General features: G+C 72.1%; 18 protein-coding genes. 6 read left to right on the forward strand and 12 right to left on the reverse strand.

Translation table 11 applies throughout. The annotated features are described in order from the left end of the window. Positions 1-10 precede the first annotated feature (10 nt). Positions 11-1,165 (reverse strand): CapA family protein, encoded by a 1,155-nt coding sequence (locus ACIBL4_RS01860; RefSeq protein WP_399405474.1) that lies wholly within the window; start codon positions 1,163-1,165, stop codon positions 11-13. A 223-nt stretch (positions 1,166-1,388) separates the two neighbouring features. Between ACIBL4_RS01860 and ACIBL4_RS01865 the strand changes: the two genes are divergently transcribed. The 5 genes from ACIBL4_RS01865 (at position 1,389) to ACIBL4_RS01885 (ending at position 4,718) form a co-directional block, all read left to right on the forward strand. Further along, on the forward strand, positions 1,389-1,934 hold the full coding sequence (locus ACIBL4_RS01865) for a sigma-70 family RNA polymerase sigma factor (protein ID WP_381040206.1): 546 nt from the start codon (positions 1,389-1,391) through the stop codon (positions 1,932-1,934). Between the two features lie 151 nt (positions 1,935-2,085). Further along, positions 2,086-2,598, forward strand: coding sequence for a hypothetical protein (locus tag ACIBL4_RS01870; RefSeq protein ID WP_399405476.1), 513 nt, complete (start codon positions 2,086-2,088; stop codon positions 2,596-2,598). Positions 2,599-2,749: 151 nt separating this feature from the next. Further along, positions 2,750-3,403, forward strand: coding sequence for a zf-HC2 domain-containing protein (locus ACIBL4_RS01875; RefSeq protein WP_399405478.1), 654 nt, complete (start codon positions 2,750-2,752; stop codon positions 3,401-3,403). 515 nt (positions 3,404-3,918) lie between these two features. Further along, positions 3,919-4,482, forward strand: coding sequence for a PP2C family protein-serine/threonine phosphatase (locus ACIBL4_RS01880; protein WP_399405480.1), 564 nt, complete (start codon positions 3,919-3,921; stop codon positions 4,480-4,482). Beyond that, positions 4,425-4,718 (forward strand): PP2C family protein-serine/threonine phosphatase, encoded by a 294-nt coding sequence (locus tag ACIBL4_RS01885; RefSeq protein ID WP_399405482.1) that lies wholly within the window; start codon positions 4,425-4,427, stop codon positions 4,716-4,718. The genes ACIBL4_RS01880 and ACIBL4_RS01885 overlap by 58 nt, the downstream gene beginning before the upstream one ends. Positions 4,719-4,761: 43 nt before the next feature. Here the strand turns inward: ACIBL4_RS01885 and ACIBL4_RS01890 are convergent, their stop codons facing one another. From ACIBL4_RS01890 to ACIBL4_RS01900, 3 genes are all read right to left on the reverse strand, one after another. Then, complete coding sequence (locus tag ACIBL4_RS01890; protein WP_399405484.1) at positions 4,762-5,625, reverse strand: Fpg/Nei family DNA glycosylase; 864 nt, start codon at positions 5,623-5,625, stop codon at positions 4,762-4,764. 22 nt (positions 5,626-5,647) lie between these two features. Next, the gene (locus ACIBL4_RS01895) at positions 5,648-7,735 is read right to left on the reverse strand and encodes a SpoIIE family protein phosphatase (protein ID WP_399405486.1); all 2,088 of its coding nucleotides are present in this window, start codon (positions 7,733-7,735) and stop codon (positions 5,648-5,650) included. A gap of 77 nt (positions 7,736-7,812) precedes the next feature. Beyond that, on the reverse strand, positions 7,813-8,958 hold the full coding sequence (locus ACIBL4_RS01900; RefSeq protein WP_399405488.1) for a DUF6777 domain-containing protein: 1,146 nt from the start codon (positions 8,956-8,958) through the stop codon (positions 7,813-7,815). Positions 8,959-9,105: 147 nt separating this feature from the next. On the opposite strand from ACIBL4_RS01900, the gene ACIBL4_RS01905 reads away from it, so the two are divergent. After that, positions 9,106-10,527 (forward strand): lipase maturation factor family protein, encoded by a 1,422-nt coding sequence (locus ACIBL4_RS01905; RefSeq protein ID WP_399405490.1) that lies wholly within the window; start codon positions 9,106-9,108, stop codon positions 10,525-10,527. On the opposite strand, the gene ACIBL4_RS01910 is transcribed toward ACIBL4_RS01905, so the two are convergent. Genes ACIBL4_RS01910 through ACIBL4_RS01945 form a run of 8 tightly spaced genes read right to left on the reverse strand, consistent with a single transcriptional unit; the run spans position 10,515 to position 18,472 of the window. Beyond that, a complete protein-coding gene (locus ACIBL4_RS01910) occupies positions 10,515-11,342 on the reverse strand; it encodes an amidohydrolase family protein (protein ID WP_399405492.1) in 828 nt (275 codons plus the stop codon). The two genes, ACIBL4_RS01905 and ACIBL4_RS01910, sit on opposite strands and share 13 nt — an antisense overlap. Next, on the reverse strand, positions 11,339-11,656 hold the full coding sequence (locus tag ACIBL4_RS01915; RefSeq protein WP_399405494.1) for an L-rhamnose mutarotase: 318 nt from the start codon (positions 11,654-11,656) through the stop codon (positions 11,339-11,341). Before ACIBL4_RS01915 ends, ACIBL4_RS01910 begins: the two co-directional genes overlap by 4 nt. Beyond that, entirely contained in the window at positions 11,653-12,669 is a 1,017-nt protein-coding gene (locus tag ACIBL4_RS01920; RefSeq protein WP_399405496.1) for an aldo/keto reductase, read from the reverse strand. Before ACIBL4_RS01920 ends, ACIBL4_RS01915 begins: the two co-directional genes overlap by 4 nt. Then, the gene (locus tag ACIBL4_RS01925) at positions 12,666-13,421 is read right to left on the reverse strand and encodes an SDR family NAD(P)-dependent oxidoreductase (RefSeq protein WP_399405499.1); all 756 of its coding nucleotides are present in this window, start codon (positions 13,419-13,421) and stop codon (positions 12,666-12,668) included. The genes ACIBL4_RS01920 and ACIBL4_RS01925 overlap by 4 nt, the downstream gene beginning before the upstream one ends. Then, positions 13,418-14,761 (reverse strand): L-fuconate dehydratase, encoded by a 1,344-nt coding sequence (locus ACIBL4_RS01930; protein ID WP_399405501.1) that lies wholly within the window; start codon positions 14,759-14,761, stop codon positions 13,418-13,420. The genes ACIBL4_RS01925 and ACIBL4_RS01930 overlap by 4 nt, the downstream gene beginning before the upstream one ends. A gap of 36 nt (positions 14,762-14,797) precedes the next feature. Continuing rightward, positions 14,798-15,823, reverse strand: coding sequence for an ABC transporter permease (locus ACIBL4_RS01935; protein ID WP_399405503.1), 1,026 nt, complete (start codon positions 15,821-15,823; stop codon positions 14,798-14,800). Further along, positions 15,816-17,402: a sugar ABC transporter ATP-binding protein gene (locus ACIBL4_RS01940; RefSeq protein ID WP_399405505.1), complete on the reverse strand. Its 1,587-nt coding sequence runs from the start codon at positions 17,400-17,402 to the stop codon at positions 15,816-15,818. The genes ACIBL4_RS01935 and ACIBL4_RS01940 overlap by 8 nt, the downstream gene beginning before the upstream one ends. After that, positions 17,399-18,472, reverse strand: a complete 1,074-nt coding sequence (locus tag ACIBL4_RS01945; RefSeq protein WP_399405507.1) for a sugar ABC transporter substrate-binding protein — start codon at positions 18,470-18,472, stop codon at positions 17,399-17,401. The genes ACIBL4_RS01940 and ACIBL4_RS01945 overlap by 4 nt, the downstream gene beginning before the upstream one ends. Between the last annotated feature and the right edge of the window lie 97 nt (positions 18,473-18,569).

Raw genomic sequence — 18,569 nt, forward strand, 5'->3', positions numbered from 1 at the left:
CGGTTCTCGTCTACTCCCCCATCACCAGGCCGTCCTCGGCCGCGCCCCGGCTGAGCACGATGTCGCGGATGCGGTCGCGGACGGCCTGTACACCGGCGCCTTGGGCGATCGCCCGGTTGAGGTTGACGACCCGGCCGGCGTCGACGTCGAACCACTGCGGGACGAACTCGGCCTTCGTCACCTCCCAGCGGCCGCCCGGCCGTGCGGGCGGGGCGAAGGTGAAGCGGCCGAGGCTGGACTGGTTGCCGCGCGGGTCCTTGGCGCCCTGGTGGTTGGTCATCTCGCCGGCGATCTGGTCGCCCATGCCGTAGATCACCCAGGTGCCGTTGACCTTCTCGTAGGCCTGCGGGACGTGTGCGTGGGTGCCGAGGATCAGGTCGATGTCGGGGCGGCTCCCGCTGCGCGCGGCGGTGAGACTCCGGGCCAGGGTCAGCTGCCGTTCGTCGGGGGCGTCCTGCCATTCGGTGCCCCAGTGCAGGGAGACCACGACCACGTCGGCGCCCGCCTCGCGCGCGGCCCGGGCGTCCGCGAGGACCGTGGCCTCGTCGATGAGGTTCACTGCCCAGGGCTGCCCGTCGGGGAGCGGGATGCCGTTGGTGTCGTAGGTGTAGGCGAGGTGGGCGACCTTCGCCGGTCCGGCCCTCAGGACCGTCACCGTGCGGGCCTCCTCCTCGGTGCGTGCCGAGCCGGCGTGCCGGACGCCCGCGCGGTCGAGGGCGTCGAGGGTGCGGCGGATGCCGTCGGCGCCGTCGTCGAGGGTGTGGTTGGAGGCGGTGGAGCAGCCGTCGTAGCCGGTGCCGGCGAGGGCCGGGGCCACCTCGGGCGGGGACTTGAAGGTGGGGTAGCCGGTGTACTCGCCGTTCGCGCCGTACACGGTCTCCATGTGGCACAGGGCCACGTCGGCGCGGGAGACGACGGAGCGGATCCCCGCGAGCATCGGCCGGAAGTCGTAGCCGGTGCCTCCGGCGTCGAAGCGGGCCCGGTCGATGATCGTGCTGTGCGGGAGGACGTCTCCGGAGGCGACCAGTGTGAAGCCGCGGGATCCCACCGCGGAGGGTGCCGGGCGTCCGTGGCCGGACGGTTCGTGGCTGCGGGCCTGGCAGGCGGCCCCCGCGGCGAGGGCGACGGTCAGGGCCAGGGCCACCTGTCGACTGCGTGCGATCATCCATTCACCCCACTGTGGGCGTTGTAGTCGTATTTACACACGAACAGGAAAGAAGGCACACAGCGCCCCACGCGGCTCCGACACGCTCTTCAGCCCGTCCGGCACCCGCATGGACGGACGTCCCGACCGTTCGTCGAACCGTTCGTCGACGCGATCGACCGTCCGCCGCACAGGCGGGTACGTGGCCTGTCCCCCCGGTCGCGCCCTGCGGTGGCATACGGCCATGACGGCCGGATCCACTCTCACGAACGGGACGACCGCCGAGCACGAGCTCGCCGCACTGCAGCGGGAGCACGGCCGGCCCCTCTTCGCACTCCTGCTCCGGCTCTGCGACGGCGACCGGCAGCGCGCGGAGGACCTGGTGCAGGAGACGCTGGTGCGCGCCTGGCAGCACCCCGAGGCCCTGCGCGCGGACGACTTCGACTCCGTACGGCCCTGGCTGATGACCGTCGCGCGGCGGCTCGCGATCGACGCCCGGCGGGCCCGGCAGGCGCGTCCCGCCGAGGTCGGCGACGCGGTGCTGGAGAACGCGCGGGTCATCTCCGACCACGCCGAGCGGGCCGCGGCGATGCTCGACGTCCGCCAGGCTGTGAAGACACTCACTCCGGAACACCGTGAAGTCCTGGTGCTCGTGTACTTCCAGGGGGCGAGTGTGGCGGAAGCAGCGGCGACCCTCGGCATCCCGCCCGGTACCGTGAAGTCCCGCGCGTACTATGCGCTGCGCGCCCTGCGCCGGGTGCTTCCGGGATACGCCGCCGACCTGCGCTGAAACCAATGGTCGAGTCAAGCCTCCGTAAAGCGCCTTGCTGAGGACCCCGGTTGAGTAATCGGCTGTTCCCATCCGTGTTCCGGATGGGGCCGCCGGCGCCCCGGGGCCCGGTGTCGGGCGACGCGCACGTAGCGGAGGAAGGCAGGAAGGGATGCTGCACAGAAGCGAAGAGGGCACGGACGGCGCGGACGGTGAACTGACCGTCCCCATGGCGTGGTTGTATGCCGAGTACATCGCCGACGAGCTGCTGCGGACCGGCGATCTGATGCCGCCGACGTCCTTCGAGTTCCGCGCGGGGCGGGACGCACTGGCACTGACCATCTTCCTCTCCGACACCGAGGGAGAGCTGTCCGGCATCCGGGTCGTCACGCAGCTGGAGACGTGGCTGTCACTGACGGCGTACGACCAGCCGTGGCAGGAGTGGGTGCGCGAGCGGCTCGCCGAGCTCGCCGCCGCGGCCGCGGAGTCGGGCCGGCCCGCGCCGGACCTGGACCTCGCGGAGGAGGCCTGGCGCTGGCTCCAGGAGACGGAGCTGCTCGCACCCGATCTGAACGCGGTGCCGGGCGGCGCTCCGGTGGCCGGGGAGGACGAGGGGCCGAAGGTCTGGACGCCCGCCTGGCAGCTCGGACTGCCGCTGGGACACCTCGCCATCCATCTTTTTTAGATTTCCGCGGCCCCGGACCAATCCGCGGGCCGGAGCGCTCCGAATCCTTTGGTTGCGATTGTGTCACCGGCTTGAGTGATTCCGCTGCCTGGTCCGTACCGGTGGGAGCAAGGAGTAACCCCACCCGCACCCAACGGCACGAGGATTCGGCATGAGGTCCCTGGAAAGGCATCGCGACGTCGGCGCCTACGCGCTCGGCGTGCTGGACGAGGCGGAAGCCTTCCGCTTCGAGGACCACCTCATGGAGTGCCCTCGGTGCGCCGCAGAGGTGACGGAATTCGGCCCGACGACACGGCAGTTGATGCTGTACCGGCGGACGACGCCACGGTTCGTGCACCCGATGGCCCAGCCCGGGCCGCGCATGCTGGACCGGCTGCTGGCCGAGGTGGCGACGCGGCGCCGGGCCGGCCGCCGGCGCATGCTGTTCGGCCTGGCCGCGTCGGTCGTGATCGCCGTATCGGTACCCGGCGTAGCGATGATGGCGCGGGGCGGCGCCGAGGAGCCGGTGCGGATCGCGGCGACCGACGCACGGTCGGGTGTCTGGGCCCAGGTCACGGTCGAGGACAAGGCCTCGGGCAGCCAGGTCGAACTGAAGGTGAAGGACGCGGCCGGTCCCCGCCCCTGCCACCTGGTCATCGTCGGCCGGGACGGCAGCGAGGAGACCGCGACCAGCTGGCACGGGCCCGGGCACGACGACCGGCCCAGCACGATGATGGCCAGCTCCTCCAAGCATCCCGACGAGACCGCCCGCTACGAGGTCCGCTCGGCGTCCGGAGAGGTCCTGGTGAGGCTCCAGCCCCAGTAGGCCGTCTCCCTGCCTCCGTCCGCGAAGGTGCTGTCGTCCGTACGCCCCTGTCGCCGGGCACCCCGTGCGCCCCGGTATGAGACTGCTGGACGACGCAGCCGGAAGGCCCCGGGTGCCCGCGGTCCCGGCGAGGGGAGACGAGGTGACGACGGCAGAGACCGGGGACGGCCGCCTGGAGGCGTTCCTCGCCGACCCGGAGACCGCGGCCCTGGACCTGACCACCGCGGCGGCCCGCTGCACCAAGGCCCTGGGCCTGCAGCACTCCGTGGTCTACCTCGCCGACATCCAGCAGCGCCGGCTCGTCCCGCTCAGCGACATCACCCCGCCCCTGCTCGTCGACGACTCGCTCGCCGGCTGGACCTACCGCACCCGGTCCCTGCGCGTGGAGGACTCCGAGGCGGGCGGTATGACCGCCTGGGTCCCCCTCGTGGACGGCGCGGAACGCCTCGGCGTCCTCGCCGTCGCTGACGCCGGCCGTCCTGCGCCGGGGCAGGGCTCTCGCCACCCTGCTCGCCATGATGATCTCGTCGGCCCGGGCGGCCCAGGACTCCTTCGTCCGGCGTACGCGCACGCATCCGATGGCCCTGCCCGAAAAGATGCTGCGGGCCTTCCTGCCGCCCCGCACGATCGGCACCGGGCTCGTCGTGTCCACGGCCGTGCTGGAACCGGCCTGCGAGATCGGCGGCGACGCCTTCGACCACTGCCTGACGGAGACGACCCTGCACGCCACGGTCCTCGACGCCATGGGCCACGACCTGGCCTCCGGGCTCACCACGGCCGTGGCGCTGGCCGCGTGCCGCAACGCCCGGCGGACCGGGGCGGACCTGCCCGACCTCGTGCAGTGCGTCGACGACGCGCTGGCGCACTGGCTGCCCGACCAGTTCTGCACGGGCGTCCTGGCCCAGCTGGACCTGCTCTCCGGGACGCTGCGGTGGAGCAACTGCGGGCATCTCACGCCGCTGCTCATCCGCGACCAGCGGCTGCTCGTCGACGCGATGCGGGGTGAGCCGGATCCGCCGCGATGGGGCTGCCCTCGCTGCTGGCCGGGCGGCAGCGGCAGACGCACGAGATCACGCTGAGGCCGGGCGACCGGGTGCTGATGTACACCGACGGGGTCACCGAGGCCAGGGGGTCCGACGGCGCGGAGTTCGGACTGGAGCGGTTCGCCGACTACATCATCCGGGCGACGGCCGCGCGCGAGCTGGCGCCCGAGACGCTGCGGCGCCTCATCCACTCCATCCTCGACTCGTCCACGAGCCGGCTGCGGGACGACGCGACCATCCTCATGTTCGAGTGGTCGCACCCGCCCCGGTGAGGGCGGGCACGGGATCCGGCGGGCACGGGCCCCCTTGCGCGGCTCACTTCAGCAGCCGGGACATCCTGCGGTCCGCCAGCGGCTTGCCGCCCGTCTGGCAGGTCGGGCAGTACTGGAGCGAGGAGTCGCTGAAGGACACCTCGCGGATGGTGTCGCCGCACACCGGGCAGGGCTCGCCGGTGCGGCCGTGCACGCGCAGGCCGCTCTTCTTCTCGGCCTTCAGCCGGCCGGCCGCCACGCCCCGGGAGCGTTCGACCGCCTCGGTGAGCGTGTCGCGCAGGGCCGCGTACAGCCGACCGGTCTCCTCCTCGCTCAGGGACGCGGCCAGCTTGAAGGGCGACATCCTCGCCGCGTGCAGGATCTCGTCGCTGTAGGCGTTGCCCACGCCCGCGATCAGGCCCTGGTCGCGCAACGCGCCCTTGAGTTGCCGCCGTTCACCGGCCAGGAGTTCCGTGAAGCGCCGCTCGTCGAAGTCGTCGGCCAGCGGGTCCGGGCCGAGCCGGGCGATGCCCTGGACCTCCTGCGGGTCCGCCACGACGTACACCGCGAGCCGCTTCTGGGTGCCGGCCTCGGTCAGGTCGAACCCGGCGCCGGTCTCCAGGGCCACGCGCAGCGCGAGGGGACCCTTGCCGGGGCGGGGCGGGCCGTCGGGCAGCCGGTCCTTCCAGTGCAGCCAGCCGGCGCGGGCCAGGTGCGTCACGAAGTGCGGTCCGTCCGCGGCCTTGATGTCGAGGAACTTGCCGTACCGGCGTACCGCGGAGACCTCGTGACCCTCCAGCGCGGACAGGGGCGGGTCGTACGTCTTCAGGACGCTGATCGCGACGGGCAGCACCCGTACGATCTCGTGGCCGACGAGATGCTCGGTGAGGAAGTCCTTGAGCGCCTCGACCTCGGGGAGTTCCGGCATAAGACCAGAGTGCCACGCGGGGTCAGTCCTGGCCGGGCACCACGAACTCGCACCACACGGCCTTGCCGCCGCCGCGTGCCTCCACGCCCCACACGTCGGTGAGCAGCTCGACCAGCAGCAGGCCCCGGCCGGAGACGCCCGACTCGCCCGCCTCGCGGCGGCGTGGCAGGGCGCTGGAGGAGTCCTCGACCTCGACGCGCAGCCGTCGCTCGGAGCCGGTGAGGGTCCGCAGGGTGACGATCGCGGAGCCCTCGGTGTGCATCAGGGCGTTGGTGATCAGCTCGTCGGCGACGAGTTCGATGTCGTCGGCGCGCTCCCGGGCTCCCCAGACGCCGACCGCGGTGCGGATCATGTGCCGGGCCTCGGCCAGGGCCGCCGGGTCGCCGGGGGCGACGTGCCGCTGGAGCCGCCGGCCGGACCGCGGGGTGTCAGGGCCGCGCCGGCGCAGCAGGAGCAGTGCCACGTCGTCGTCGCCGCCGCGCTCGGCGGCCACGTCGATGAGCCGGTCGGCGAGGTCCCGTACGTCGTCGGGGCCGGTGTCGACGAGGGCGGTGAGCGTGCGCATACCGTCGTCGAGGTCGGCGCCGGGCTGCTCCACCAGGCCGTCGGTGCACAGCAGCAGCGTCTCGTCGGGGTCCAGCTCCACGGTGCTCACCGGGTAGTCGAGGCGGCCGAACTCGGCGGACAGGCCGAGCGGCAGGCCGCCCGGGACGGTGACGCGGCGGCAGGAGCCGTCGGTGTGCCGCACGAGCGGATCGATGTGGCCGGCCCGGACCATCTGGAGCACGCCGGTGGACAGGTCGGCCTCCGCGTAGAGGCAGGTCGCGGAGCGGTCGGTGTCGAGTTCGTGCAGGAAGACGGAGGCGCGGGCCATCACGGTCGCCGGGGTGTGCCCCTCGGCGGCGTAGGCGCGCAGCACGATGCGCAGCTGGCCCATGACGGCCGCCGCGTGCGTGTCGTGGCCCTGGACGTCGCCGATGACGGCGCCGACCCGGCCGCCGGGCAGCGGGATCAGGTCGTACCAGTCGCCGCCGATGTCCCGGCCGACGGAGCCGCCGATGGTGGCGGCGCGGTAGCGGACGGCGACGTCGGCCCCGGGCACGCTCGGGATGGTCCGGGGCAGCATGGCCTGCTGGAGACCTTGCGCCAGGTCCATCTCCTGCTCGTAGAACATGGCCCGCTGGAGGCTCTGCGCGATGCTGCTGCCGAGGGCGACGAGGATGTTGCGCTCCTCGGGGGTGAAGCCGCGCCGGTCGCTGTAGAGCAGGCCGATGGCGCCGATCGGACGTGCCTGGACGATGAGCGGCAGATAGGCGGCCGAGGTGATGTTCAGGCCGGTGAGGTGCGGCCAGAGGATCGGGTAGCGCTCGGCGAACTCCTCCGGCGACTCGATGAAGCAGGGGCCGAGGGTCCGTACGGCCTCGCTCATCGGGTAGGGCTCGTCGATCCGGGTGATGCGGGTGCCGGGCACGAAGCTGTCCGCGGGGCCCTCGGCGACCAGGCGGATGCGGCCCGCTTCGACCAGGCCCATCACGAGGCTGGTGGCGCCCAGGTGGGTGAGGCCGTGGGTGTCCTTGAGGACGTCGATGACGTCCTGGACGGTGCGGGCGTGCGCGAGGGCGGCCGTGGTGAGTTCGACGACGCTGGTCTGCTGCCGGCGGGCCTCGCCCCGGGCGGCCTCGTCGCTGCGGGCGTCGCTCTCGGCGAGTTCCGGGGTGGCGTCCCGGACGATGCCGATGATGCGGCGGGGCCGTCCGGTGTGGTCGCGGCGGATGTAGCCCTGGGTGTGGGTCCAGCGCAGGGAGCCGTCGCGACGGCGGATGCGGAAGTAGGCGCCGTAGTTCTCGCTGCCGTCCTTCAGGGCCTGGGAGACGGCGGTGTCCAGGCGCCGGGACTCACCGGGCGGGACGCGCTTGGCGAGCGTCTCGGGATGGTCGTCGTACTCGTCGGGGCGCACGTCGAAGACCTCGTGGGCCTGGGCGTCCATGTGCATCAGGCCGGTGTCCAGATCCCAGTCGAAGCTGCCCATCCGGTTGAGCGCGAGGATCGGGTCCGGGTGGGCGGGCCAGTCGTCCGGGACGGACAGGGCGCTCACTCCCCGATCAGCCATGGGCCCACCTTGCCAGGATTCGTCCGATTCTTCGACCGGATGCGCTGAGTTTACGGGCCGCTCCGCCGAAGCGGCCCTCAGTTACCGAAGACGTCCGTGGGGCTGCCGAGGATGACGTCGGCGGCCCGGTCGTCGGGAATCAGCCCGGCTCCGTCGGGCGGATCGGGACTGTCCGGCACGGCGTCGGGGCCGACCTCGCCGACCTCGCCGGCGTCGGGGCCGACGGGTTCTTCGGAGTCTTCGGGGGACGGTTCGTCGGGTGGCGGGCCCGGCTCGTCGGGCGGTGGTGCGTCCGTGACGGTGAGCGGGGAGCTCGCGTCCCAGGGGGACGTGCTGTCCGGGTCCGCCGAGATGCCGGACTCGCGCGGAACGGGGGGCGGTGACGCCGACGACACCGGAGCCGGTGGCGGCGGGTCCGTCGCCCAGACCGGTGGCGGCAGGGCCCGGTCGTGGCGTACGTCGTGGCCGGTGCGCCGTTCGATCCAGGTGCGGGTGGTGACGTCGACGATCGTGAAGGTGGTGATCGCCTGTGGGGCGGGGGTCACCACGACGACCTTGCCGGGCCGGTAGCCGGGCCAGGGGGTGCCCTTGGTGTCCGGCGTGCCGCGCAGCGCCGCGGGAGGGCGGAGGGGGTTGCCGCAGGCGCACCGGACGCGCGGCACACCCCGGTCGTCGACCAGGACGGCGGTGCCCGCCTGGAGGACGGCCTGGTGACCGACGGCCCGGCCGGTGTGGAAGCCGTGGTCGGTGACGCGGGTGTCGGCGCGCAGCACGACCGGGGTCAGTCCGCGCAGGTGGTCCGGGACGGACGTCGGGGAGACGCCCGCGACCCGGGCGAAGGCGCGCGTCCTGGCCGGGTCGCGGCCGAAGTGGCCGATCTGCCGGGCGACGTCGCAGCTGCCGGTCCGCTCGATTCCGCCGTACAGGCCGGGTGTTCCGCCGGACAGCGAGCGCAGGCCGCTCAGGTCGGCGGAGACCGGGACCGCGTCGCCCGCGCCGGCCGTCTCCGGCGTTCGGGGGATGGGGGACGGGGTAGCCGTCGTGGTGGCCGTGGAGTCCGTGAAGGGGTTCGGCCCCTGGGCCGCGGCCGGCCGGAGGAAGAGTGCCCCGCGGGTGCCCGCGGCGTCGCCGTCGCCGCCGCTGTCGCCGCCGCAGCCGGAGAGGAGGAGCGCCACCGCGAAGAGCGCGCAGGCCGTGACGAAGGTCCCGGTGGGTGTCCGCACCTCGTCCTCCAGCTCACTTCGTCACATGTCACATATAGGCACTTCGTCACTATTGTTTGCTTCACTCACTCGGGTTACGCAACCGGAGCGGTGGCACACGGAGCGTGACACCGGGGTCCGGCGCCGCACTGGGAGGAACGCACGGCCGTGGACTGGTTCACCGCATCCGACTACTGGCTGAGCCGGCTTGTCTTCCAGCGGGCGCTGGCCGCCGTGTACCTGGTCGCGTTCCTGACGGCCGCGCTGCAGTTCCGCGCGCTGCTCGGGGAACGCGGCATGCTGCCGGTGCCGAAGTTCGTCGAGCGGGTGCCCTTCAAACGGGCGCCGAGCCTGTTCCAGCTGCACTACTCGGACCGCTTCTTCGCCGTCTGCGCGTGGACGGGCTGCGCGGTGTCGGCGGCTCTGCTGGCCGGGCTCGACTCAGCTCTGCCCCTGTGGGGCGGCATGCTGCTGTGGCTGGTGCCGTGGGCGCTGTACCTGTCGATCGTCAACGTCGGACAGACCTGGTACTCGTTCGGCTGGGAGTCGCTGCTGCTGGAGGTCGGCTTCCTCGCCGTGTTCCTCGGTAATGACGAGGTGGCGCCGCCCGTCGTCGTGCTGTTCCTGCTGCGGTGGATCCTGTTCCGCGTGGAGTTCGGCGCGGGGCTGATCAAGATGCGCGGCGACGAGTGCTGGCGCAAGCTGACGTGCCTGGACCACCATCACGAGACGCAGCCGATGCCGGGCCCGCTGAGCTGGTTCTTCCACCATCTGCCCCGGCCCCTGCACCGGGTCGAGGTGGCCGCGAACCACGTCACGCAACTCGTGGTGCCCTTCCTGCTGTTCACCCCGCAGCCGGTCGCGTCGGCCGCCGCCGCGCTGATGATCGTCACCCAGCTGTGGCTGGTGCTGTCGGGCAACTTCTCCTGGCTGAACTGGATCACGATCGTGCTGGCCCTGTCGGCGGTGCAGTTCCCCACCGATCCGCCGTCGGTGCCCGGGGCGCCGCTCTGGTACGAGGTCGTGGTCCTCGCGTTCGCCGCGCTGCTGCTGGGGCTCAGCTACCAGCCGGTCCGCAACATGATCTCCCGCCGGCAGGTCATGAACCGCTCCTTCGACCCGCTCCATCTGGTCAACACCTACGGCGCGTTCGGCAGCGTCAGCCGGGTCCGCTACGAGGTGGTCGTCGAGGGCACGGCCGACGACGTGCCCCGCGAGGACTCCGACTGGCGGGAGTACGAGTTCAAGGGCAAGCCCGGCGATCCCCGGCGCTGGCCGCGCCAGTTCGCGCCGTACCATCTGCGCCTCGACTGGCTGATGTGGTTCGCGGCCCTCTCCCCCGCGTACGCCGGGTCGTGGTTCGGCGCCCTGGTGGAACGGCTGCTGGAGAACGACCGCGACACGCTGAAGCTGCTGCGCCACTCGCCGTTCCCGCCGGACGAGCCCCCGCGGTACGTGCGCGCCCGCCTGTTTTGCTACCGGTACACGACCTGGCGCGAGCTGCGGGAGACGGGCGCGTGCTGGGAGCGGACGTACGTACGGGAGTATCTGCCGCCGACACGGCTGACCGGGGTGGTTCAGAGGTCGTAGACGCGGGTGGCGGTCGCCCCGAAGATCTCTGCGTGGTCGGACGGGCCGGTCAGCCGGCGTGCGGTGTCGAGCACCTCGCCGTAGGAGGCCGCGAGGGTGCACACCGGCCAGTCCGAGCCGAACATCAGGCGGTCCGGGCCGAAGGCCTCCAGCACGGCGTCGGCGTACGGGCGCAGGTCGTCGATCGTCCAGGACGCGATGTCGGCTTCGGTGACCATGCCGGAGAGCTTGCAGACGGTGTTGGGCAGCGCGGCGAGGGTGTGGAGGCCGGACGCCCAGGGTTCGAGGGTGCCGGAGGTGATGGGCGGCTTGCCCAAGTGGTCCAGGACGAAGGTGAGGTGCGGCAGGGATACGGCCGCCTTGGTGCAGGCCGGGAGCTGGTGGGGCAGCACGACCAGGTCGTACACCAGCCCCGCGTCGGCCACGGCGTTCAGGCCCCGGCGCACGTCCGGACGCAGCAGCCACTCCGGGTCCGGCTCGCCCTGGACCTGGTGCCGGATGCCCTTGAGGTACCGACCGCCGGGCAGTTCCCGCAGCCGGGCCAGCTCGTCGGCCACGTCGGGGCGGGTGAGGTCGGTCCAGCCGACGACCCCGGCGATCAGCTCGTGCTCGTCGGCGAGGGCCAGGAACTCCGGGGTCTCCTCGGCGACGGTGACGGTCTGGACGAGGACGGTGCGCTCGACGCCCGCCGCGCGGGCCTCGGGTGCGAGGTCCCCCATCGTGAAGTCACCCCGGAGCGGGCTGTCCTCCGCGATCCAGTCCTGGTCCCGCACGGACAGGTCCCACACGTGGTGGTGGGCGTCGACCACGGTCATGACGGCAGCTCCCAGACCACGGGCAGGCCGGCGTCCGCGCCGTCGCCGGAGTAGTCGTGCACCACGTCCAGCAGTTCGGCCATGCGAGCCTGCCAGGCGACGTTGACCGGCAGTTTCTCCAGCTCGGCGAGGAGACGGGCGTAGTCCTCGCACTCCAGGACGTGGAACAGGTCGGTGCCGCTGCGCCAGATCGTCCAGGAGGTGGCGCCCGCGGCGCGGATGGCGTCGGTGAGCTCCACGGGCACCTCGCGGTGGGCGGCCTCGTAGTCGGCGATGCGATCGGCGCGGACCTTGGTGTGCAGGGCGACTCTCATGACGGCTCCTTGGCCGAGGCCGTCGTGGAGGACGGCTCCTCACCGGGGACGGGGGCGTCGGCGGGCAGCAGGCCCTTGGCGCGCAGATCCTGCCAGAACCCGGCGGGCACCCGGGCGGCGAACTGGTGGGCGCAGTCGCGGACTTCGTGTGCCGAGCGGGCTCCGACGAGGACGCTCGCGACGGCCGGGTGGGCGGCACAGAAGGCCAGGGCGGCGGCGCGCAGCGTGGTGCCGTGGCGGTGGGCGACGGACTTCAGGCGCAGCGCCCGCTGGACCAGGTCGGACGGTGCGACGGTGTAGTTGTACTTCGCGCCCGGCTGCGGGTTCGCCAGCAGGCCGGAGTTGAAGGCACCGCCGATGACGACGGACTTCCCGCGTTCGTGGGCGGCGGGCAGCAGGCCGGTGAGGGCGCTCTGGTCCAGCAAGGTGTAGCGGCCGGCGCACAGCACCACGTCGACGTCGGTGTCGCGGACGAAGCGGGTGAGCATCTCCGCCTGGTTCATCCCGGCGCCGATCGCCCCGACCACGCCCTGCGAGCGGAGCTTCTCCAGCGTCGGGTAGCCCTCCCGGAAGGCCCACTCGGCGTGCTCGTCCGGGTCGTGGAGGTAGACGACGTCGACCCGGTCGAGTCCGAGGCGTTCCAGGCTGGACTCCAGGGTGCGGCGGATGCCGTCGGCGCTGAAGTCCCAGACGCGCCGGTGGGTGGCGGGCACGGCGAAGCCGCCGGCGAGGTCGTCGCCGGTGCCGTCCGCGGGCTCCAGGCGGCGGCCGACCTTGGTGGAGATCGTGTACTGCTCGCGGGGGTGGCCGCGCAGGGCGGCGCCGAGGCGGCGTTCGGACAGGCCGAGGCCGTAGTGCGGGGCGGTGTCGAAGTAGCGGATGCCCCGCTGCCAGGCGGCCTCCACGGCCTCGCGGGCCTGTTCCTCGCCGACCTCGGTGTACAGGTTGCCGATCGCGGCGGCGCCGAAGGACAGGGCGCTGACCCGGACGCCGCTGCCGCCGAGCCGGTTCACCGGGCCACCGGCCGCAGCCGCAGGCCCTGCATGCCGCCGTCGACGGCGAGCGCGGTGCCCGTGGTGGCGCCGGACACGGGGCTCGCCAGGTAGGCGATGGCGCCCGCGACCTCGGCTGCGCCGACCAGGCGGCCGGTGGGCTGGCGGGCCTCCAGGGCGCCGCGTTCGGCGGCCGGGTCGGGAGCGGCGTCGAGGAGTCGGCCGACCCACGGTGTGTCGACCGTGCCCGGGTTGACGCAGTTGACGCGGATGCCCTCGCGGACGTGGTCGGCGGCCATGGCGAGGGTCAGCGAGTACACGGCGCCCTTGGTGGCGCTGTACAGGGCGCGCTGCGGCAGGCCCGCGGTGGCCGCGATGGAGCAGGTGTTGACGATCGCCGCGTGCGCGGAGGCGCGGAGGTGGGGCAGGCAGGCGCGGGCGGTGCGGACCATACCGACGACGTTGACGTCGTAGACGCGGTGCCAGTCGTCGTCGGAGTTGTCCTCGACGGTGCCCTGGGCGCCGATGCCCGCGTTGTTGACCAGGACGTCGAGCCCGCCGAGGCCGGCGACGGCCGCCGCGACGGCCTCGCGCACGGACGCGTCGTCGCTGACGTCCGCGCGGTAGGCCAGCAGGGGCTTGTCGACCGGAGACGGGTCCAGGTCGAGGACGGCGACCTGCGCGCCGCGCTCGGCCAGCAGTTCCGCGGTGGCCCGGCCGATGCCGGAGGCGCCGCCCGTCACCAGGGCCCTGATGCCCTCGAAGTCGCTCATGCAGCCCGACCCTTCTTCTGTTCGTCGAGGTCGGCGGCCCAGAACTCGCCGCCCGGGTAGGTGTACCGCGCCAGCGACTCGGGCCGCATGGCGGCCGAGAAGCCCGGCGCGGTGGGTGCCGTGTAACGACCTTCGCTGATGACGACCGGGGCGAGGAAGTGGTCGTGCAGATGATCGACGTATTCGATGACACGGTCCTCGGTGGTTCCGGTCAGGGCCACGTAGTCGAACATCGACAGGTGCTGGACCAGTTCGCACAGGCCGACGCCGCCCGCGTGCGGGCAGACCGGGACACCGAACTTGGCCGCGAGCAGCAGGATCGCGAGGTTCTCGGGGACGCCGCCGACACGGGCCGCGTCGATCTGGACGACATCGAGCGCGCCGGCCTGGAGGAGCTGTTTGAAGACGATCCGGTTGTGCACGTGCTCGCCGGTGGCGACCTTGACGGGGGCGACGGCCCGGCGGATCGCGGCGTGGCCGAGGATGTCGTCGGGGCTGGTGGGTTCCTCGATCCAGTAGGGGTCGAACTCGGCGAGGGCCTTGGTCCAGCGGATGGCCTCGTCGACGTCCCAGCGCTGGTTGGCGTCGATGGCCATGCGCACGTCCGGGCCGATGACGGACCGGGCCACTCGGCAGCGGCGGATGTCGTCGTCGAGGTCGGCGCCGACCTTGAGCTTGATCTGCCGGAAGCCGTCGGCGACGGCCCGGTCCGCGAGCCGCGTGAGTTTCTCGTCGTCGTAGCCGAGCCAGCCGGGCGAGGTGGTGTAGGCCGGGTAGCCGTGTTCCAGCAGCCGGGCCGTGCGCTCCTCGGCGCCCTGTCTGCCCCGGCGCAGGAGGGTCAGGGCCTCCTCGGGGGTGAGGGCGTCGGTGAGGTAGCGGAAGTCGACCTGGCGGACCAGCCATTCGGGTTCGGCCTGGGCGAGCAGCCGCCACAGCGGCAGGCCGGCGCGCTTGGCGGCCAGGTCCCACACGGCGTTGACGACCGCGCCGATCGCCATGTGCATCACGCCCTTCTCGGGGCCGAGCCAGCGCAGTTGGCTGTCGCCGATCAGGTCGCGGTTCAGAGTGGACGGGTCGGCGCACAGGTCGTCGACGGAGCGGCCGGTCAGGTGTCCGCGCAGCGCTTCGATCGCGGCGACCTGCACCTCGTTGCCCCGCCCGATGGTGAAGGCGAATCCGTGCCCCTCGTGCCCGTCGGCGGCGTCCGTGCGCAGGACGACGTAGGCCGCCGAGTAGTCGGGGTCCGGGTTCATCGCGTCGGAGCCGTCGAGCTCGCGCGAGGTGGGGAAGCGGATGTCGTGGGTGTCGACCGCGATGATGCGGGCGGGCGTCGGGGACACGGAGGGCCTTTCGGGTCGGGTGCGGAGACGGGCGGTTCAGTCCTGGGCGCGGCCGGTGGTGACCCGGGCGATCATGAGGGCGACCAGGATGATCCCGCCGTAGATGGCCTGGATCCAGAACGACGGCACCTGGGCGAGGGTGAGCAGGTTCTGCACGACGCCCAGCAGGAGCACGCCGGTCAGGGCGCCGAACATGGTGCCCTTGCCGCCGTCGAGGGCGATGCCGCCGATCACCGCGGCCGCGAACACCGTGAAGATCATGTTCTGGCCCTGGTTGGCGCTGATCGCGCCGACGTACCCGGTCTGCATGATGCCGCCGACGGCGGCGAGGACGCCGGCGACGACGAACACGCCGAGCATGACGCGCTCCACGCGGATGCCCGCCGTCCGGGCCGCGTCCGCGTTGCCGCCGATGGCGTACAGGGCGCGGCCCACCCGGTGGTACCTCAGGACCAGCCCGGCCACCGCGAAGGCGATCGCGGCGAGCCACACCGACAGCGGCACGGTGAGGAAGGTGGTGGTCGCCAGCGAGTAGAAGCTGTCGGGCATCCCGAACAGCGTCTTGCCCTTGGTCGCGCCGACCAGCAGGCCACGCAGCACGATCAGCATGGCGAGCGTCACGATGAACGCGTTGAGTTTGAACTTCACGACCAGGACGCCGTTGAAGGCGCCGACGGCGGCACCCGCGACCAGGACTGCCGACAACGCGAGTGCTGCCGGGAGTTCGGTGCCCCAGCCGGACTGGGCGGCGGGCAGCACGAGCAGGGCGCCGACGGCGGGGGCGATGCCGACGACCGATTCCAGGGACAGGTCGAACTTGCCGGTGATCAGCACGAGGGACTCGGCGAGCACGACCATCGCGAGCGCGGCGGAGGCACCGAGGATCGAGATCAGGTTGCGCTCGGTGAGGAACGAGTCGTTGACGATCGTCCCGAGCACGATGAGGAGCAACAGGGCCGGTACGAGGGCCAGTTCGCGGGCCCTGCGCAACAGCACGGTCCTCGCCGACCCGGTGCCGGTCACGAGCACCGGCTTCACCGGCGGGGCCTTGGTGTCAGCCATGGTCCACTCCTTCGATGGAGGCGATGAGCTCGTGGTCGCGCCAGCCCGCCGGGTGCTCGGCGACGACACGGCCGTGGAAGAGGACGAGGACCCGGTCGCAGCGCCTGAGGTCGTCGAGTTCGTCGGAGACGACGAGCACGGCGGTGCCGTCCTCGCGGGCGCTGTCCACCCGGGCGAGCAGGGACTCCTTGGACTTCACGTCGACGCCCGCGGTCGGGTTGACGAGGACGAGGAGCCGTGGGTCGGAGGCGAGGGCCCGGGCCATGACGACCTTCTGCGCGTTGCCGCCGGACAGGTCCGAGACGGGCTGGTCGGGGCCCTCCGCGTGGATGTCGAGGCGGTCGATCAGCGCCGTGGCGACACCGCGCTTGCGGTCGGTGCCGACGAAGCCGAACCGGCCGAGCCGGTCCAGGACGCTGAGGGTGGCGTTGTCGCCGATGGACATGCCGAACACCAGGCCCTCGTGGTGCCGGTCGCGGGGGACGAAGCCGACACCGGCCTTCAGCGCGGCCTGGACGTCGCCGAACGGCAGCGGGGCGCCGTCGATCCGGGCCGTCCCGCCGGTGGGGGTGTGCAGTCCGGTGAACGACTCGGCGAGTTCGATCTTGCCGCTGGCGCTGGATCCGGCGAGTCCGACGACCTCGCCGCGGCGAACGGTGAGGTCGACGTCCTGGTACGCCGGCGAGGTGAGGCCGTGGACGTCGAGGAGGACGGGCCCGGCGGCCGCGACGGTCCTTCGCCGCTCGGCCTGTTCGGCGGTCGTCTCCCCCGCCATGGCCTCCACCAGGGCCTGGCGGGGCAGGTCGGCGACCGGCGCGGTGGTGATCCAGCGGGCGTCGCGCAGGACCGTGACGGTCTGGCAGACCTCGTACACCTCCTGGAGGTGGTGGGAGATGAACAGGAAGGTGACGCCCGAGTCCTGGAGGGCGCGCATGCGCGTGAACAGCCGCTCGATCTCGCGGTTGTCGAGCTGGGCGGTGGGTTCGTCGAGGATGATGAAGCGGGCGCCGAAGCTGAGGGCCCGGGCGATCTCCACCATCTGCCGGTCCTCGACCTTGAGGTCGGCGGTGCGGGCCTCGGGGTCGACGCGCACGTCCCAGGTGTCGAGGAGCCGGGCCGCCTCGGTCTGCAGGCGGCGCCAGCTGATGAACCCGCGCCGGAGCGGCTGCCGGTTGATACTGCGTTCATCCGGGGGCCAACCCCCGGCCCCCCGGCCGGAGCTGCGATTCCGCCTCGTCGGCCGGACGGCGTGGAGCTCGGCCATGAACAGGTTTTCGGCCACCGACAGTTGCGGGACGAGAGTCGGGTGCTGGTAGACGCAGGCGACCTTGCGGCGCCAGGCGTCGCGGTCGGTGAGCGGGGGCGCGGGGTCGCCGTCGAAGCGGACGGTGCCCTCGTCGGGGGCCTGAAGGCCGGTGAGGATCCTGACGAGGGTCGACTTGCCCGCGCCGTTGCGCCCGACGAGGCCGTGGGACTCGCCCGGCAGGACGGTGAGCTGCCCGTCGGCGAGGGCGGTGGTGGGGCCGTACCGCTTGACGACGCCCCGCGCTTCAGCCAGTGGGGTGCGTGGGGTGCTCATTCGACCGTGTTGCCCCAGAGCTTGGGGTCGTCGACGTTGTCCTTCGTCACCAGCGGCGCGGGCAGCTGGTCCTCCAGGATGCCGCTGGGCAGTTTGACGATGGTCGAGTCGTGGTCCGTCGGGCCGGGCTTGAACGTCTTCCCCTGCATCGCCGCCTTGATGTAGTACATGCCGTACTTGGCGTAGGCGTCGGCGGGCTGGGAGACGGTCGCGTCGATCTCGCCCTTGCGGATCGCGTCGAACTCCTGCGGGATGCCGTCGTTGGAGACGATGGCGATGTGGCCCGGCTGTCCGGCCTTCTTCAGCATGCCCTTCGACTTGAGGGTCTGGAGGGTGGGCGCGAGGTAGACGCCGCCCGCCTGCATGTAGATGCCCTTGATGTCGGGGTTGGCGTTGAGGAGGGTGTCGAGTTTCGAGGCCGCCGTGTCGGACTCCCACTTGGCGGGGATCTCCAGGACCTTCAGCTTCGGGAAGTTCTTCTTCACGCAGGCGCGGAACGCCTCGGAGCGGTCGCGGCCGTTGACCGAGGCGAGGTCGCCCATGATCTGCACGACCTTGCCGGAGGTGATGTGCTCGCCGAGGTACTGGCAGGCCTTCTCGCCGTACGCCACGTTGTTCGCCCGGACCACCATCGCGACCTTGCCCTTGTCGGGCGCCACGTCCACGGCGACGACCGGCACGCCCTTGCGCTCGGCCTGGTCGAGGCCCGCCTCGATGGCGGCGCTGTCCAGCGGCGCGACGACCAGGCCCTTGACGCCCTGGTTGAGCTGGTTGTTGATGTCGGTGATCTGCTGCGAGGGATCACTGTTGGAGTTGACGGTCTTCATCGCGTCCACGCCCTCGGACTTCGCCATCTTGGGCACGTAGTCGTTGTACGACTGCCAGAACGGCGAGGTCAGCAGGGGCAGGACGACCCCGACCTTGCCGCTGCCGTCACCACCGCCGGTACTGGAGGCGCCGGTGTCCTTGGTGCTGCCGCACGCGGCGAGCACGAGACAGGCACCGGCGGCCAGGGCCACCGTGCCGACGATCCGGGACCTGTTGCGCTTGGGCACTGTGCTTCCGGGCATCCGAGGGTGCTCCCATCGACCGGTGTTCCAGCAGATGCCCGCATACTTATCAGACCACTCGCCCGCCAGAACACCCTGCGGCACCAGATTTTCGTGC

Origin of the sequence: Streptomyces sp. NPDC050416, assembly GCF_044458845.1 — a bacterium.
Lineage (GTDB): Bacteria > Actinomycetota > Actinomycetes > Streptomycetales > Streptomycetaceae > Streptomyces.

Coding starts and splice junctions, on each gene's coding strand:
- ACIBL4_RS01875 (WP_399405478.1), top strand. CDS start 2,750: ATGAGGTCCCTGGAAAGGCATCGCGACGTCGGCGCCTACGCGCTCGGC.
- ACIBL4_RS01915 (WP_399405494.1), bottom strand. CDS start 11,656: ATGAGAGTCGCCCTGCACACCAAGGTCCGCGCCGATCGCATCGCCGAC.
- ACIBL4_RS01880 (WP_399405480.1), top strand. CDS start 3,919: ATGATGATCTCGTCGGCCCGGGCGGCCCAGGACTCCTTCGTCCGGCGT.
- ACIBL4_RS01865 (WP_381040206.1), top strand. CDS start 1,389: ATGACGGCCGGATCCACTCTCACGAACGGGACGACCGCCGAGCACGAG.
- ACIBL4_RS01870 (WP_399405476.1), top strand. CDS start 2,086: ATGCTGCACAGAAGCGAAGAGGGCACGGACGGCGCGGACGGTGAACTG.
- ACIBL4_RS01860 (WP_399405474.1), bottom strand. CDS start 1,165: ATGATCGCACGCAGTCGACAGGTGGCCCTGGCCCTGACCGTCGCCCTC.
- ACIBL4_RS01945 (WP_399405507.1), bottom strand. CDS start 18,472: ATGCCCGGAAGCACAGTGCCCAAGCGCAACAGGTCCCGGATCGTCGGC.
- ACIBL4_RS01890 (WP_399405484.1), bottom strand. CDS start 5,625: ATGCCGGAACTCCCCGAGGTCGAGGCGCTCAAGGACTTCCTCACCGAG.
- ACIBL4_RS01895 (WP_399405486.1), bottom strand. CDS start 7,735: ATGGCTGATCGGGGAGTGAGCGCCCTGTCCGTCCCGGACGACTGGCCC.
- ACIBL4_RS01925 (WP_399405499.1), bottom strand. CDS start 13,421: ATGAGCGACTTCGAGGGCATCAGGGCCCTGGTGACGGGCGGCGCCTCC.
- ACIBL4_RS01885 (WP_399405482.1), top strand. CDS start 4,425: ATGGGGCTGCCCTCGCTGCTGGCCGGGCGGCAGCGGCAGACGCACGAG.
- ACIBL4_RS01935 (WP_399405503.1), bottom strand. CDS start 15,823: ATGGCTGACACCAAGGCCCCGCCGGTGAAGCCGGTGCTCGTGACCGGC.
- ACIBL4_RS01910 (WP_399405492.1), bottom strand. CDS start 11,342: ATGACCGTGGTCGACGCCCACCACCACGTGTGGGACCTGTCCGTGCGG.
- ACIBL4_RS01940 (WP_399405505.1), bottom strand. CDS start 17,402: ATGAGCACCCCACGCACCCCACTGGCTGAAGCGCGGGGCGTCGTCAAG.